Annotated in this window: 15 protein-coding genes and 1 pseudogene; 10 read left to right on the top strand and 6 right to left on the bottom strand. The window is 72.1% G+C overall.

Features of this window, described 5'->3' with window-relative positions; genetic code table 11:
* Positions 1–15 precede the first annotated feature (15 nt).
* Both ACFVSL_RS17325 and ACFVSL_RS17320 read left to right on the top strand, forming a co-directional pair.
* The gene (locus ACFVSL_RS17325) at positions 16–1,239 is read left to right on the top strand and encodes a kynureninase (RefSeq protein ID WP_386942458.1); all 1,224 of its coding nucleotides are present in this window, start codon (positions 16–18) and stop codon (positions 1,237–1,239) included.
* Between the two features lie 124 nt (positions 1,240–1,363).
* Positions 1,364–1,726 carry a hypothetical protein gene (locus tag ACFVSL_RS17320; protein WP_386942229.1) on the top strand — a complete coding sequence of 121 codons (363 nt, stop codon included), beginning with the start codon at positions 1,364–1,366 and terminating at the stop codon, positions 1,724–1,726.
* A gap of 11 nt (positions 1,727–1,737) precedes the next feature.
* Here ACFVSL_RS17320 and ACFVSL_RS17315 read toward each other — a convergent pair whose 3' ends face one another.
* A complete protein-coding gene (locus ACFVSL_RS17315) occupies positions 1,738–2,157 on the bottom strand; it encodes a DUF1304 family protein (RefSeq protein ID WP_386942228.1) in 420 nt (139 codons plus the stop codon).
* Between the two features lie 144 nt (positions 2,158–2,301).
* Between ACFVSL_RS17315 and purS the strand changes: the two are divergent.
* From purS to ACFVSL_RS17275, 8 genes and pseudogenes are all read left to right on the top strand, one after another.
* Positions 2,302–2,535, top strand: a pseudogene (gene purS / locus ACFVSL_RS17310) (phosphoribosylformylglycinamidine synthase subunit PurS); the annotation flags it as partial.
* Positions 2,536–2,651: 116 nt separating this feature from the next.
* Entirely contained in the window at positions 2,652–3,350 is a 699-nt protein-coding gene (gene purQ / locus ACFVSL_RS17305; protein WP_386942227.1) for a phosphoribosylformylglycinamidine synthase subunit PurQ, read from the top strand.
* Positions 3,351–3,356: 6 nt separating this feature from the next.
* Positions 3,357–4,178, top strand: a complete 822-nt coding sequence (locus ACFVSL_RS17300) for an IclR family transcriptional regulator (protein ID WP_386942226.1) — start codon at positions 3,357–3,359, stop codon at positions 4,176–4,178.
* A gap of 119 nt (positions 4,179–4,297) precedes the next feature.
* A complete protein-coding gene (locus tag ACFVSL_RS17295) occupies positions 4,298–5,653 on the top strand; it encodes an MFS transporter (RefSeq protein WP_386942225.1) in 1,356 nt (451 codons plus the stop codon).
* Between the two features lie 55 nt (positions 5,654–5,708).
* Positions 5,709–6,737: a zinc-binding dehydrogenase gene (locus tag ACFVSL_RS17290; RefSeq protein ID WP_386942224.1), complete on the top strand. Its 1,029-nt coding sequence runs from the start codon at positions 5,709–5,711 to the stop codon at positions 6,735–6,737.
* A gap of 43 nt (positions 6,738–6,780) precedes the next feature.
* Positions 6,781–7,962, top strand: coding sequence for an L-rhamnonate dehydratase (gene rhmD / locus ACFVSL_RS17285; protein WP_386942223.1), 1,182 nt, complete (start codon positions 6,781–6,783; stop codon positions 7,960–7,962).
* A gap of 41 nt (positions 7,963–8,003) precedes the next feature.
* Entirely contained in the window at positions 8,004–8,858 is an 855-nt protein-coding gene (locus tag ACFVSL_RS17280) for a fumarylacetoacetate hydrolase family protein (protein ID WP_386942222.1), read from the top strand.
* Between the two features lie 32 nt (positions 8,859–8,890).
* Positions 8,891–9,406, top strand: a complete 516-nt coding sequence (locus tag ACFVSL_RS17275; RefSeq protein WP_386942221.1) for a tetratricopeptide repeat protein — start codon at positions 8,891–8,893, stop codon at positions 9,404–9,406.
* 81 nt (positions 9,407–9,487) lie between these two features.
* Here the strand turns inward: ACFVSL_RS17275 and ACFVSL_RS17270 are convergent, their stop codons facing one another.
* From ACFVSL_RS17270 to ACFVSL_RS17250, 5 genes are all read right to left on the bottom strand, one after another.
* Positions 9,488–10,636, bottom strand: coding sequence for a M14 family zinc carboxypeptidase (locus ACFVSL_RS17270; protein ID WP_386942220.1), 1,149 nt, complete (start codon positions 10,634–10,636; stop codon positions 9,488–9,490).
* 228 nt (positions 10,637–10,864) lie between these two features.
* Positions 10,865–11,584, bottom strand: a complete 720-nt coding sequence (locus tag ACFVSL_RS17265; RefSeq protein ID WP_386942219.1) for a flavodoxin family protein — start codon at positions 11,582–11,584, stop codon at positions 10,865–10,867.
* 102 nt (positions 11,585–11,686) lie between these two features.
* Entirely contained in the window at positions 11,687–13,351 is a 1,665-nt protein-coding gene (locus tag ACFVSL_RS17260; protein WP_386942218.1) for a GMC oxidoreductase, read from the bottom strand.
* Complete coding sequence (locus ACFVSL_RS17255; protein WP_386942217.1) at positions 13,348–14,295, bottom strand: diacylglycerol kinase; 948 nt, start codon at positions 14,293–14,295, stop codon at positions 13,348–13,350. The genes ACFVSL_RS17260 and ACFVSL_RS17255 overlap by 4 nt, the downstream gene beginning before the upstream one ends.
* 1 nt (position 14,296) lies before the next feature.
* Positions 14,297–15,976, bottom strand: coding sequence for an FAD-binding oxidoreductase (locus ACFVSL_RS17250; protein WP_386942216.1), 1,680 nt, complete (start codon positions 15,974–15,976; stop codon positions 14,297–14,299).
* Between the last annotated feature and the right edge of the window lie 11 nt (positions 15,977–15,987).

Raw genomic sequence — 15,987 nt, 5'->3', positions numbered from 1 at the left:
GCCTTCGCCCGCCGCATGGACCGCGCCGACGGGCTCGCCCACTACCGCAAGCGCTTCGTCGGCGCCGAGACCGGGCTCGTCTACTTCGACGGCAACTCGCTCGGACGCCCGCCCGTGTCGGCCGTCGAGCGAGTCGAGCGGTTCCTGCGGGAAGACTGGGGCGGTCGCCTCATCCGCGGCTGGGACGAGTCCTGGCTGCAGCTGCCGACCGAGATCGGCGACCGCATCGGCCGAGCCGTCATCGAGGCGAAGGCCGGCCAGACGATCATCGGCGACTCGACGACCGTGCTGCTCTACAAGCTCGCCCGCGCCGCGGTCGACGCGCAGCTCGCGCGCGACCCCGCTCGACGCGAGATCGTGATCGACACCGACAACTTCCCGACCGACCGCTACATCGTCGACGGCATCGCCCGCGAGAAGGGCATGCGGCTGCGCTGGATCGACGTCGACACGTCGTCGGGCGTCACCCCCGAGCAGCTCGCCGAAGCCGTCGGCCCCGAGACCGCGCTCGTCGTGGTGTCGCACGTCGCCTACCGCTCGGCGTACCTCGCCGACGCTCCCGAGCTCACCCGCATCGCGCACGACGCCGGAGCGCTCATCCTCTGGGACCTCTGCCACTCGGCCGGATCGGTCGAGGTGAAGGCCGACGCGTGGGGCTTCGACCTCGCCGTCGGCTGCACCTACAAGTACCTCAACGGCGGCCCCGGATCCCCCGCGTTCGCCTACGTGCGCGACGACCTGCAGGGCGTGCTCGAGCAGCCGATCCAGGGCTGGTGGGGCACCAAGGACATGTTCACGATGGGCCCCGCCTACGAGCCCGTGCCCGACATCCGCCGCTTCATCAGCGGCACGGCGCCCATCGTCGGCATGCTCGCGATGGAGGAGACCCTCGCGATGATCGAAGAGGCCGGGATGCCGCAGCTGCGCGCCAAGTCGGTCGCGCTGACCTCGTTCGCCATCTCGCTCGCCGAGGAGTGGCTCGGCCCGCTCGGCGTGACGCTCGCCTCGCCCGCCGACGCCGAGGAGCGCGGGGGCCACGTCACCCTGCACCACGACGCGATGCGCGAGGTCACCGCGCGGCTCTGGCAACGCGACGTCATCCCCGACTACCGCGACCCGGGCGGCCTCCGCATCGGCCTCTCGCCCCTGTCGACGAGCTTCGAAGAGGTGCATCGCGGCCTGGATGCCACGCGCGAGGTGCTGCGCGAGGTGCTCACCGAACGGGCGGGGCTGGCGTAGCCGGCGGGTCCGGTCGGCGCTTCCCGTAGCAACCGGCGGCGCCCGGATCAACCCCTCCGGCCGAATCGGCCCGCTCGAAGGCGGCGCGCGTAGCATGGCGCATCATCTCTCGAAGGGAGACGCCATGACCGACACCGAACGCAACATCGACGACGCCGTGCTCAAGGCACGTCAGGCGGCCGAACGGGCCGCGGACCGGGCGAGCGACGCGGCCGAGGACTTCGGCGACGAGGCGGGCGAGCGCGTCGAGGACGTCGCCGACGCCGTCGGCGAGGTGATCCGCGACGTGCGCGACGCCGCGAGCGGCGTGGTGGAGAACGTCGCCGCACAGACGAGCGCCGCGGCATCGGGCGCCCGCGAGTCGCTCGACGAGGGCGTGGCCTACGTGAAGGCGCAGTACCGCGAGCGCCCGGGCGTCGTCATCGCGATCGGCGCGGTCGCGCTGCTCGCCCTCGGTCTCGCGATCAAGGCGCTCACTCGGCGCTGATCACGCGGCGCTCACGCCGCGGCCGCAGGCGCCACCGCCGGCCGGCCGCGGCGGTCGCCGATCGCAATCGCGAGGATCACGGCGAGCGCGAGGCCGAACTCGAACACCGCCGAGAGCCACAGCTCGGGCGCGGTGACCACGAGCGAGACGCCGAGCACGACGTGCATCGCGCTGATCGTCAGGATGATCGCCCGGCCCGCGACCTCCTGGGATCGATGCACGAGGACGAGCGCGACGACGACGGCGAGCCCCATGAGCATGTTGTAGACGCCGACGTTGCGCGTCCACAGCGCGACCGCGTCGTACTCGTCGGCCTCGATGAGGAAGATGGGATACAGCTCGGGGCTGCGGAAGAAGAACGACTCGAGCACGCCGACCATGATGAGCGTCAGCGCCTCGAGGGCTGCGAGTACCTGTGCAACGGGATTCATGTGCGGATTCTCGTCGCCCCCGACGGCGGCCGCATCAAGGCCTGCCCCGCCCCGGTGGGGTGCGGACAGCCCGCATCCGGGAGGCGGTCGGCCGCAGGTTAGAATCGAGGCATCCACACCCTCGACACCGGACGGAGAACCGCGGTGCCCACCATCGTCGTCGACGTGATGCCCAAGGCCGAACTGCTCGACCCCCAGGGGAAGGCCGTCGCCGGCGCCCTCGCCCGCACCGGCCACACCGCGTTCAGCGGCGTGCGCATCGGCAAGCGCTTCGAACTCACCGTCGACGGCCCCGTCGACGACGCGCTCCGCGCGAACGTGCAGCAGATCGCGGAGGAGATCCTCTCGAACCAGGTCATCGAGGACGTCGTGGGCATCCACTACGAGGTGACCAACGCCGAGCTCGCCGAGGAGGCCTCCGAGGCCGCCACGGTCTCGGGCGACGGCTTCGGCGCCCCCGCCGGCGAGACCCACTGAGTCCAGGGAGCGATCGCATGCGCATCGGCGTCATCACCTTCCCCGGCTCGCTCGACGACCGCGACGCGCAGCGCGCGGTGCGGCTCGCGGGCGGCGAGCCCGTCGCCCTCTGGCACGGCTCGCACGACCTCGAGGGCGTCGACGGGCTCATCCTGCCCGGCGGGTTCAGCTACGGCGACTACCTGCGCTGCGGCGCGATCGCCTCGCTCTCGCCGATCATGACCGAGGTCGTCGCGGCCGCGAACTCCGGCATGCCGGTGCTCGGCATCTGCAACGGCTTCCAGATGCTGACCGAGGCGGGCCTGCTCGAGGGCGGCCTCATCCGCAACGACCACGGCTCGTTCATCTGCCGCGACCAGGTGCTCACCGTCGAGAACGCGTCGACCGCGTGGACCTCCGACTTCGAGGCCGGCCAGCAGATCACGATCCCGCTGAAGAACGGCGAGGGCGGGTTCATCGCCTCCGACGAGACCCTCGACCGGCTCGAGGGCGAGGGCCGCGTCGTGTTCCGCTACGTCGACGTGAACCCGAACGGCTCGCTGCGCGACATCGCCGGCATCTCGAACGCGCGCGGCAACGTCGTCGGCCTCATGCCGCACCCCGAGCACGCCGTCGAGCCGGGCTTCGGCCCCGACACCCCCGCCGCGATGCGGTCGGGCGTCGACGGACTCGGCTTCTTCACGAGCGTCGTGAAGCGGGCGCTCGTCGAGGCGTGAGCTGACATGACCGACTCGGTCACGACACGTACGGCGGACACCGCTCCGCCGCGTTCGTCGCGACCGGCGCCGCCCGTCAAGTCGGCGAGCCGCGCGTTCGAACTCATCGACTTCATCGCCGAGCGCGGCTCGGCCTCGTTCGTCGAGATCGTCGACGACCTCGGCCTCCCCCGCTCGAGCGCGCACGGCCTGCTGCAGACCCTCGTCGGCTCGGGATGGCTCGCGCAGCGCCACGACAGCAAGCGCTACACGCTCGGGCTGCATGCGTGGCAGGTCGGGCAGCGCTACGACGGGCACCACCTGCTGACCGAGTGCGCGAAGCCGATCATGGACGCGCTCGCGATCGAGACCGGCGAGACGGTGCAGCTGGCGCGCCTCGACGGGGTCGAGAACGTCTACATCGCGATCAGCCCGTCGCCCCACCCCATGCGACTCGCGTCGACCGTCGGCATGCGGCTGCACGCGCACGCGACCGGCATCGGCAAGGTCCTGCTGGCCTCGATCGATCCGGCCGACGCCGAGCAGCGCCTGCACTCGGTCGCCCTCCCCCGCTTGACCGAGCGCACCGTCACCGAGGTGCCCGAGCTCATGAAGCTCATCGAGCACGCGCGCTACACGGGCTTCGCGGTCGACGACGAGGAGTTCATCGCCGACTGCCGCTGCGTCGCGGTGCCGGTCACCTCCGAGCGCGACACCGGCATCGTGTCGGCGCTCAGCATCACGATGCCGAAGAGCCGTACCGACGAGGGCTGGCCGTACTCGCTCTACGCCCCGCTCGACCGTGCTGCGCGGGCGATCCGCGAGGCGATGGGCCTTGCCGCGGACTGATCCGCCCCATCGACTTGGCAGACGGCCCGGTCTGTGCCACAATGCCCTGCGTTCAGCCCCATGAACGCCAGTTCACATATGTGAACCTGCTTTTCCCGGACTGATCAATGGAGATGCACATGTCCCTCGCCAGTACGGCCGAGACCGCCCCCACCCTCGCCGCGGTCGTTCGCAAGGCCACACTCAGGCTCATCCCGATCCTGCTGCTGATGTACATCCTCGCGTTCCTCGACCGCGCGAACCTCGGCTTCGCCAAGGTGGCCTTCCAGGCCGACACCGGGATCTCGGACGCCGCCTACGCGCTCGGCGCGGGGATCTTCTTCCTCGGCTACGCCGCCTTCGAGATCCCCAGCAACCTCATCATGCGACGGGTCGGAGCGAAGATCTGGCTGGCCCGCATCATGATCAGCTGGGGCATCGTCTCGGCGCTCATGATGTTCGCCACCGAGGAGTGGATCTTCTACCTGCTCCGCGTGCTCCTCGGCATCACGGAGGCCGGCTTCTTCCCCGGCGTCATCCTCTTCCTCACCTACTGGATCCCCCTCGAGTTCCGCGGCCGCGTCAACGGGCTCTTCTACTTCGGCGCCCCGCTCGCCTTCATCTTCGGCGGCCCCCTCTCGGGCATGCTGCTCGACCTCGACGGCCTCGGCGGACTCGCCGGCTGGCAGATCATGTTCCTCGTGACGGGCGCGATCACCGTCGTCGTCGGCATCGTCGCGTTCTTCTACCTCGACAACGGCCCGCGCGACGCGAAGTGGCTCAGCGAGCCCGAGCGCGAGCTCCTCGTCGCCGCCATCGACAGCGAGGACGAGGCGAAGGCCGACCACTCCCCCCGCGGCGCCCTGCGTGCACTCGCCGACCCGAAGATCCTGTACTTCGCGGCGATCTACTTCGCGATCCAGATGAGCGTCTACGGCATCACCTTCTACCTCCCGACCCAGATCGCCGAGCTCGTCGGCAGCGACGTCGGCCTTGGCGTCGGGCTCCTGACCGCCGTGCCCTGGGGCTTCGCGCTGCTCGTCACGTTCGTGCTCTCGCGCCTCGCCGACCGCACCGGCCAGCGCCGTCTCATCGCCGCGTCGGCCCTGTTCGCCGCCGCGATCGGCATCGTGCTCTCGGGCGTCATCGAGAACCCGGTGCTCGGCCTCGCGTCGCTCTCGCTCGGCGCGGCCGGCTTCATCGCCGTGCAGCCCGTCTTCTGGACCCTGCCCACCTCCTTCGTGGTCGGCGCGGCCGCGGCGTCGGGCATCGCCCTCATCAACTCGCTCGGCAGCCTCGGCGGCTTCGTCGCCCCGATCGCGAAGACCTGGGCGGAGGGTGCCTTCGGCCCCGCCGCCGGCCTCACCCTCCTCGCCATCATCGCCGCCGTCGGCGCCCTGCTGATCTTCCTCAGCAAGTGGTTCGTGCCGGCGATCAAGGCGACCGACGGCGAGAAGAAGGTCAGCGAGCGCCTGCTCGCCGAGCACAGCGCCTGAGCGACCGCGGCGCACCGACACCTCAGACGACCCCACACGAGAAAGCACCACTCACATGCGAGCACTGGTCCTCCACGACATCGGCGAACTCCGCGTCGAAGACCGGCCGGCCCCCGCGCCCGGCGAAGGCGAGGTCCTCATCCGGATCGTGGCGACGGGCATCTGCGGCTCCGACGTCCACGGCTACACCGGCGAGAACGGCCGGCGCTTCCCCGGCCAGATCATGGGGCACGAGTCCGTCGGGCGGATCGCCGCGCTGGGCGACGGCTCGGCGTCGTTCGGCCTGGCGGTGGGTCAGCCGGTCACCTTCAACCCGGTCGTCGTGCCGGTCGAGGACGCCGAGGCCTACGCCGGGCGCGAGCAGCACAACCCGCGCAAGTACGTGATCGGGGTCGCTCCCGAGCACGACGCCTCGTTCGCCGAGTACGTGATCGTGCCGGCGCGCAACGTCGTCGAACTGGCCGACGACATGCCGATCGAGTTCGGCGCCCTCATCGAGCCGATCGCCGTCGCCCTCCACGCGGTGCGCCGCGTGCGATCGGAGGGCGACCGGCGGGCGCTCGTCGTCGGCGGCGGCCCGATCGGGCAGTCGGTGGTGCTGGCCCTCAAGCTGGAGGGCATCGAGCAGGTGTACGTCAGCGAGGTCGACCCGGCGCGCCGCGCGCTGTGCGAGCGGCTCGGCGCCGAGGTCGTCGACCCCGCGGCCGAGTCGGTGACCGACCGCGTCATGGCCGACGGCGGGCTCGTCGACGTCGCCCTCGACGCGGTCGGCATCACCCCCACCCTCACCGACGCGCTCAACGCGACGGTGTTCGGCGGCCGGGTCTGCCTCGTCGGCATGGGCTCGCCCGAGGTCGCCTTCCCGGCGTTCCGCGTGAGCACCGAGGAGCGCAGCATCGTCGGCAGCTTCACGTACGCCGCGCAGGACTTCGTCGACGCTGCGGCGTACGTCGCCCGCGGCGGCGCCGAGATCGGCGAGCTCATCAGCCGCGAGGTCGCCCCCGAGGAGGCGGACGCCGCGTTCGCCGCACTCGCCGAGGGCGACGGCACCCCGGGAAAGGTGCTCGTGCGCTTCGACCGCTGATGCGGCAGGCGACGAGCGACGACAGGTTTCGAAAGGCAGAGAGATGACCCGAGAGCGAATCATCAGGCAGGTCCGCGCGTACACCCTCCGGGGCGGCGGCGCCGACTACCACGACCAGGCCCGCGGGCACTGGATCGACGACCACATCGCGACCCCGATGTCGGTCTACCCCGAGTACCGCGAGTCGCGCCAGAGCTTCGGCATCAACGTGCTGGGCACGCTCGTGGTCGAGATCGAGGCCGACGACGGCACGGTCGGCTTCTCGGTGACGACGGCCGGCGAGCTCGGCGCGTACATCGTCGAGAAGCACCTCGCGCGGTTCCTCGAGGGCTCGAAGGTCACCGACATCGAGCGCATCTGGGACCAGATGTACAAGTCGACCATCTTCTACGGCCGCCGCGGCGTCGTGCTCAACGCGATCAGCGGCGTCGACCTCGCGCTGTACGACCTCCTCGGCCGCATCCGCCAGGAGCCGGTGTTCGCGCTGCTCGGCGGCCCCGTGCGCGACGAGCTCGTGTTCTACGCCACGGGCGCCCGCCCCGACCGCGCGAAGGAGCTCGGCTTCATCGGCGGCAAGATGCCACTGCACCACGGCCCCGCCGAGGGCGAGGAGGGCCTCCGCAAGAACCTCGAGATGGTGCGGGACATGCGCGAGAAGGTCGGCGACGACTTCTGGCTCATGCTCGACTGCTGGATGTCGCTCGACCTCGACTACGCCACCAGGCTCGCCCACGGGGCATCCGAATACGGCCTGAAGTGGATCGAGGAGGCGCTGCTGCCCGACGACTACTGGGGCTACGCCGAGCTCCGCAAGCGGGTGCCCGCGAACATGCTCGTCACGACCGGCGAGCACGAGGCGACCCGCTGGGGCTTCCGCCAGCTGCTCGAGATGGGTGCGGCCGACATCATCCAGCCCGACGTGGGCTGGTGCGGCGGCATCACCGAGCTCATCAAGATCTCGGCGCTCGCCGACGCCCACGGGGCGATGATGATCCCCCACGGCTCGTCGGTGTACTCGTACCACTTCGTCGTGACCCGTACGAACAGCCCGTTCTCGGAATTCCTCATGATGCACGAGACCGCCGAGGAGGTCGTGCCGATGTTCTCGCCGATGCTGCTCGGCGAGCCCGTGCCGGTGAACGGCCGCCTGCGGGTGCCCGAGACGCCCGGCTTCGGCGTCGAGCTCAACCCCGAGCTCGAGAAGTTCCGCCCGTACACGCACTGAGCGCGCCGCGCATCGACCCCCCTCACCCCACAGGAGCACACATGGAACTCTTGCGCCTCGGCGAGCCCGGTTCGGAGGCGCCCGTCGTCCGACACGACGGTCGCTTCCACCGGCTCGACCCCCTCACCCGCGACATCGACGGCGCCTTCCTCGCCGCCGACGGCATCGCGCGCACCCGCGCCGCGCTCGCGGCCGGCGAACTGCCCGAGCTCGAGGGCGCCGACGCACTGCGCATCGGCGCCCCGATCGCGCGGCCGACCGCGGTGCTCTGCATCGGGCAGAACTACGCGGCGCACGCCGCCGAGTCCGGCGATGCCCCGCCGACCGTGCCGATCCTCTTCTACAAGCACCCGAACACCGTCGTCGGCCCGTTCGACGACGTCGCGGTCCCGCCCGGTGCCGAGCAGGTCGACTGGGAGATCGAGCTCGGCGTCGTCATCGGCAAGCGGGCCAGGTACCTCGCCTCGCCCGCCGAGGCGCTCGAGCACGTGGCCGGCTACGTCACGAGCAACGACGTCTCGGAGCGCGAGTTCCAGGTGGCGCGCTCGGGCGGCCAGTGGTCGAAGGGCAAGAGCAGCGAGACGTTCAACCCGCTCGGTCCGGCGCTCGTGCCCGCCGACGAGGTCGACCCGCAGAACCTCCGCCTCTGGTCGGCGGTGAACGGCGAGCCGCGTCAGGACTCGAACACCGCCGACATGATCTTCAGCGTGGCCGAGATCATCCACCACCTCTCGCAGTACCTCGTGCTCGAGCCGGGCGACCTCATCAACACGGGCACGCCGCAGGGGGTGGCCCTGTCGGGCCGGTTCCCCTACCTCTCGGCCGGCGACGTCATGGAGGTCGGCATCGACGGGATCGGCGCCCAGCGGCAGCGCCTGGTGCCCGCCCGGGTCTGACGTCCGGAGTCTCGCTGCGGCAGACTGAACGGATGCCGCACCAGACGCCGCCCGCCCTCGCCGCGCGCCTCCGCGAGATCTTCGCGGCCCGCGACCGTGCCGAAATGCAACTGACGATCGAGGCCTTCCTCGGGGTGCTCGCCGAGCACCCCGAGGAGCCCGAGGTGCTCTACGAGGTCGGCGGGGCGTACGACACCGCCGGTGAGGAGGAGACCGCGGCCGGGTACTACGAGCGGGCGATGGCGTCAGGCCTCTCGGGAGACGCGCTGCGGCGATGCCTGCTGCAGTACGGCAGCACGCTGCGCAACCTCGGCCGGCTCGACGAGTCGGTCGAGGTGCTCGAACGCGCTCGCCGCGAGTTCCCCGGCTCCGACTCGCTGAAGGTCTGGCACGCGACGAGCCTGCACGAGGCCGGGCGGCACGACGCCGCCGTCGCGATCCTCCTCGAGCTCATCTCCGACCGGCTGCCCTCCGAGGAGCTGGTGCGCTACGAGCCGGCGCTGCGCGGCAACGCCGCCTTCCTCGCGGGCCGCGACGCGCGGCGCTGAGCGACGCGGCCGGCACGCGGCGACGGCCGGCCCCGGATCCGGGACCGGCCGCCGCCGCGAGTGCGTCGGAGGACGCGCGGGTCAGAACGACGCGGGGATGACGCCCGTGTCGGTCTGGTACGCGGTCACCGGCGCGTGCGGGATCTCGTCCCAACGGGCCGGGTCCTCCTGCTGCACCTCACCGGTCGCCATGCCGACGAGCAGCTCCTGCAGCGCGAGCACGTTCTGCTGGATCGACTTGCCGCGCGCCTTCTGGCCGAGGCTGCCGTCGCTCGTGTTGCCGCTCGTCTCGAAGAAGATCGCCGGGTTGCTGTGGCCCTCGGGGTTGAGACCGTCGTGGTCGAGCCCGAGCATCATGGCCGAGACCACGCCGCCCTTGATGTCGATCTCGATGCCGCGGCCGACGTCGTACCGGTCGATGTTGATGAACCCGTACTTCGAGAGCTCGTCGTAGACGTGCACCTGCATCTGGCGGGTGAGCACGTCGTACGCGCCGCCCTCGATGCCGGGCAGCGTGGGCCCGCCGGGTGCGAGCGAGACGCCGAGCGAGAGGGTGACCTCGTCGCCGTCGCCGCGCTCGGTCTTGAGGCCCTGGTGGTGGATGTCGACGGCGAACGCCGGGTCGACCATCGTCCAGTACTCGTAGAAGGCCTCCGACTCGGCCGCCTCGAACTTGCCGACGCCCCAGTCGCGGTTGAGGTCGATGCGCTTGTTCGTGCCGTCCTGCAGCACCGTGTGACGGATGTTGAGCTCGGAGCCGTCGGGGTTGTACATCGGGATGACGTGGAAGGTGTAGCTCTCGCGCAGCAGCTTCCACTCGGGCGACCCGTTGGTGCCGAGCTCCTTCAGCACCGCGAGGAGCGACTCGGTGCCATAGGGCTCGTTGCCGTGGATGCGGCCCTGCAGCCAGACGTTCTCGGGGCCGTCGCCGACGGTCGCGACATAGAGGTCGCGACCCGTCTCGGAGGTGTTGACCGCCGTTCCGGCCTCGGCGAGCGTGAAGACGTCGAGCCCGAAGCGCGAGGTCTTCTCGAGCTTCGTGAGCTCGGCGACGACGTCGTCGTAGTCGACGATGCTGGCGGTGTTGGTGGTGCCGTTAGGCGAAGGGAAGTTCGCGTCGGCGAGGGCGGGGGATCCCGCGATGAGGGGGGTGGCGAGGGCGAGAGCGGCCGCCGAGGCGACCCCGATCGTGCGGTGACGCCGATTGCGGGACTTCGAGCCGTTGGTCATGTACTTCTCCTCTTCGAGATGGCATGGCGCGTATGCGACACGAATCCGAGGGAGACGTGGGAACCCGTTCCCCCGAGACGTACGGGCAGCCTATGGAGCGGCGCCCTCCCGGCTCAAGAGACGGACGTCCGGATTGTTGAACGATATTCCACGCGTTCGTCCCGGTTTCCCGCGCACCCCGGCGACGCCCTCGGGCGTGCCGCGCCGGGCCGGTACGCTAGGCACCGCTCAGCGGTACTCGGGGTTCGCCTCGAAGCCGTAGTGCTCGCCGTGGTCCCACTCCGAGCGCACGTTCCCGCCCACCGGAAACCCGCCGGCGTCCTTCAGCAGTCGCGCGAGGTGCAGCAGGTTGTACGTCATGAACGTCGTGTTGCGGTTGGTGAAGTCGTTCTCGGGCCCGCCCGATCCGGGGTCGAGGTAGCTCGGTCCCGGGCCCGCCTCGCCGATCCACCCGGCGTCGGCACCGGGCGGGATCGAGTACCCGATGTGCTGCAGGCTGTACAGGATGTTCTGCGCGCAGTGCTTGATGCCGTCCTCGTTGCCCGTGATGATGGCCCCGCCGACCTTGCCGTAGTAGACGTACTGCCCCCGATCGTTCACGAGCGCGCTCATCGCATAGAGGCGCTCGATGAACTTCTTCGTGATCGAGGAGTTGTCGCCGAGCCAGATCGGCCCGCCCACCACGAGGATGTCGGCGGCCTCGACGCGCGGCCACACCTCCTCGGGCCAGTCGTCGGCGGGCCATCCGTGCTCGCGCATGTCGGGGTAGACGCCGGTCGCGACGTCCAGGTCGACGAACCGCAGGTCGTCGACCTGGACGCGATGCTCGCGCATCAGCGCGACGCTCGCGTCGATCAGCCCCTGCGTGTGGCTCTTCTCGGGACTTCGTTTGAGCGTGCAGTTCACGTAGAGGGCGCGCAGGTCTGAGAAATCCGGCAGCTCGGCCATGCGCGCGATGCTACTCGCGACCGGTCGGCGCCGACAGGGCTTGCGGATGTCTCGCCGCCCGCCGTTGCACCGAGCGACCGGGTCGCGCCGGGGCCGGCCGAGTCAGCCTCGTCGGTCGCGCTCCGCGGCCCGCGCCAGCAGCTCCTCCTGCGCGGGCCGGCCGTCGGCCCCGCTGCGGCGCGGCCAGTGCGACAGCGCCCGCTCGGCCATGGCCGTGATCGTGAGCGACGGATTCACCCCGGGGTTCGCGGGCACCGCGGCCCCGTCGACGACGTGCAGCCCCGGGTGGCCCCAGACGCGGTGGTACGGGTCGACGACCCCGCGCTCGGGCGAGCCCGAGACGACCGCACCGCCGAGGAAGTGCGCCGTGAGCGGGATGCCGAAGACCTCGGGCCACGACCCTCGGGCCTCGGCGTGCACCCCTCCCGCCGCCTGCATGCGCGCCGCGATCGCCGCGGCCGCGAGGTGCGCGCCGGGCAGGTGGCTGGGGTTCGGCTCCCCCTCGCCCTGCGCGCTCGTGAGCACCGTGCGCCCGAGGCGCCGACGCAGCGAGAGCGTGAGCGAGTTGTCGGCGGTCTGCATGACCAGCGCGATGATGCCGCGCTCGCTCCAGCGCCTGAGCGAGCTCAGCCGCAGGGTCGTGATGGGATGCCGCAGCGCCCCGCCGACCAGCGCGCCGAGCCGCACGGGCAACGGGCGCCCGCCCGGCACGAGCCCCGACGCGAGCGCGCCCATGAGGTTCGACCCCGGACCGTACCGGACGTTCTCGACGTGCGTGCGCTCGTCGACGTGGAACGAGGTCGTGATCGCGACGCCGCGGGCGAGGCCGAGCTCCTCGGGCACCGACACGGCGACCGCGCCGTCGAGCGCCTCGGAGTTCGTGCGCGTGAGCCGGCCGAGCGAGTCGGAGAGGCCGGGCAGCGCGCCCGAGTCCTTCATGCGGTGCAGCAGCTGCTGGGTGCCCCAGGTGCCGGCGGCGAAGACCACCTGCTCGGCGGTCACCGTGCGCCGAGCGCGCCGCAGCTTCGCCCCGCTGCGCTCGGTCGTCACCGCGTACCCGCCGCCCGGGAGCGCCCGCACCTCGGTCACCGTGCGCAGCGGCTCGATCGTCGCGCCGAGGCGCTCGGCGAGCGGCAGGTAGTTCTTCGCGAGCGTGTTCTTGGCGCCGACGCGGCAGCCCACCATGCAGTTGCCGCAGAGCGTGCAGCCCGTGCGATCGGGGCCGTCGCCGCCGAAGAACGGGTCGGGCACCGTCTCGCCGGGAGTGCCGAAGAACACCCCGACGGGCGCCCGGCGGAACGTGTCGCCGACGCCGAGGTCGTCGGCCGCACCGGCCATGATGCGCTCGACCGGCCCGTCGTGCGGGTACTCGGGAACGACGCCGAGCATGCGCTTCGCCGTCGCGTAGTGCGGCGCGAGCTCGCCCCGCCAGTCGGCGAGCGCGCCCCACTGCGGGTCGGCGAAGAAGGCCGGCCCCGGCTCGTAGAGCGTGTTCGCGTAGTTCAGCGAGCCGCCGCCGACGCCCGCCCCCGCGAGGATCATCACGTGCGGCAGCTTGTGGATGCGCTGCACCCCGTAGCATCCGAGCGCTGGCGCCCAGAGGTACCGCCTGAGGTTCCACGAGCTCTTGGCGAAGTCGTCGTCGGCGAAGCGGCGCCCCGCCTCGTAGACGTGCACCCCGTAGCCCTTCGACGCGAGCCGCAGGGCGGCGACCGAGCCGCCGAAGCCCGAGCCGACGATGACGACGTCGTGGTCGAAGGCGGTCATGCGGATGCCTCGCGGCCGGCCTCGGCGGCGCGCGCCGTGCCCGACGCGGGCACGAGCACGGTGAGCGCACCGGGCACCACCCTGATGCGCGCCCGCCCCGAGCCGACCCGCTCGCCGTCGGCGTAGACGACGAGCCCCGGGGCATCCACCTCGACGAGCTTCGCCCTAGCGGTCGCGACCTCGGGCCGGTCGACGTGGGTGCCGCGCAGCAGCAGCGGAAAGAGGCGGGCGAGCTTGGCGCGCCCGAGCGGGCCGACGTGCGTGACGTCGAGCAGTCCGTCGTCGGGCACCGCGCCGGGGCACACCGGCATGCCGCCGCCGTAGCTGCGGGTGCTGCCGACGGCGATGAGCGTGCCGGGCGCCGTGCGCGGCGCCGCCCCGTCGAGGCCGTACTCGAAGGGCATCGGGCGGAGGCGCGCCAGCTCGATCACGAGGGCGAGGTAGTAGCGCGCGCGTCCGCGGGGCCAGCGCAGGCGGTTCGTGCGCTCGCTCACGTGCGCGTCGAAGCCGAGCGCCGCGACGGTGAGGAACCGCCTCGTGCCCGTAGCGGACTCGACCTCGCCGACGTCGATCGCCCGCGGCGTGCCGTGCACGGCGAGCGCCGCCGCCTCGGCCGCGGCGTCGGAGGCCTCGAACGGCAGCCCGAGCGCGCGGGCGAGGTCGTTGCCCGTGCCCGCGGGCACCAGCGCGATCGGCACCCCCGAGCCGACGACCGCGTCGAGCACCGACGAGAGGGTGCCGTCGCCGCCGACGACGACGAGCGCCCTCGGCGCGGAGGCGACGGCCTCGCGGGCGAGCCGGCGGGTGTCGTCGACCGAGTCGCCGGCGTACACGTGCACGTCGGCGCCGAGCTGCTCGAGCCGGGCGACGGCCCGCTGCGCGGCCTCGGCGCCGCGACCGCGGCCCGAGCTGGGGTTCACGAGCACGACGGTGTGCCCGGTCATCTCAGCGGCTCCCGGGTTCTGCGCGTTCGCCCGCGGAGACGAGCGCGCCGGGGTTCATCACGCCGGCCGGGTCGAGCTCGGCCTTCACGGCGCGGAGCAGGCGCACGCCGACCTCGCCGATCTCGCGCTCGAGCCAGGGGGCGTGGTCGCGACCGACCCCGTGGTGGTGGCTGATCGTGCCGTCGCCGGCCATGATCGCGTCGTTGACGGCCGACTTCACCGGCGCCCACGCGGCGAGCTGCTCGCCCTTCACTCCCGCGAGGATCGTGAAGTAGAGCGCGGCGCCCGTCGGGTAGACGTGCGAGACGTGGCAGAGCACGAGCGACTTCGCGCCCTGCGCGGCGAAGCCGTCGGAGATCGCGGCGGTGACCTCGCGCTTCAGCCGCTCGAGGTTCGACCACGTCGTCGCCGTCTCGAGGGTCTCGCAGAAGACGCCGTGGTCGAGCAGCGCGTCGCGCAGGTACGGGGCGTTGAAGCGGCCGTGCACCCACTCCTCGGCGGCGGCGGGGCCCGTCGAGGTGCCGCCCGCCTCGCGCAGCACCTTCGCCGTGCGGGCATGCCGCTCGGCGGCGAGCTCGGCGTCGCCCTCGAACACGGTGATCGCGCTCGCGCCCTTCGCGAGCGCTTTGCCGATGCGGCCGACCTGGGCGAGCGAGACGCCGGTCTCGGCCTCGTCGGAGAGCCGGATGACGGTGGGGCCGGTGCCGAGCTGCGCGACGCGACGCAGGGCCGCGGCACCGGTCGCGAAGTCGGGGAAGGTCCACGCCTCCGCGAGCCGTACGGCGGGCACGGGATGCACGCGCAGCCGCACCTCGGTGATGACGCCGAAGGCGCCCTCCGAGCCGAGGAAGAGACGCAGCAGGTCGGGGCCGGCGGCCGAGCCGGGAGCCCGCCCGAGCACGAGCTCGCCGGTGGGCGTCGCCACGCGGAGGCCCGTGACCATCGCGTCGAAGCGCCCGTTGCCCGCGGAGTTCTGGCCCGAGGATCGGGCGGCGGCGAAGCCGCCGAGAGTGGCGTACCGGAAGCTCTGGGGGAAGTGCCCGAGCTCGAAGCCGCGCTCGCCGACCAGGCGTTCGGCCTCGGGGCCGGTCGTGCCGGCGAGCAGCACGGCCTCGCCGCTGGTCTCGTCGAGCGAGACGAGGCCCGTGAGCCGGCCGAGGTCGAGCGCGATCACCGCGTGGTGCCCGCCGCGCTCGGGGTCGAGCCCGCCGACGACGCTCGTGCCGCCGCCGAAGGGCACGACGGCGATGCCTCGCTCGCCGCAGCGGCGCAGGAGTTCGGCGACCTCGGCGTGGTCGGCCGGGCTCACGACGGCGTCGGGGGCGTCCTGCCGGTGCGCGCGACGGCGCAGCAGGTCGGGCGTCGAGCGCCCGCCCGCGTGGCGGATGCGCGCCTCGTCGTCGACGGCGAGCTGCGCGGCGCCGACGACCTCGGCGAGCGCGGCCCGGTCGTCGTCGCCGAGCCGCGAGGCCTCGAGCTCGACCTCGTCGAGCGTCGCGGCCGGGGCCGGCTTCGGCGTGCGGCCGAGCAGCATCGGCAGGAGGGTGCGCACGGCGAGCGGCAGCTCCTTCGCCTTCGCCGGGTCTCCCCAGCCGTTCCAGCGCATCTCGGGATGCATCGGGGCGGATGTCTCGTCGCTCGCCGTCGTGGCGGTGGGGGCGCTGCCGTCTTCGTCGACCATGCGTTACAGTG

The sequence above is a fragment of the Agromyces sp. NPDC058064 genome, from assembly GCF_042885275.1.
In the GTDB taxonomy this organism is placed as follows: domain Bacteria; phylum Actinomycetota; class Actinomycetes; order Actinomycetales; family Microbacteriaceae; genus Agromyces.
The sequence above is the reverse complement of the archived record's forward strand: the minus strand, read 5'-3'. Positions and strand labels throughout refer to the sequence as shown.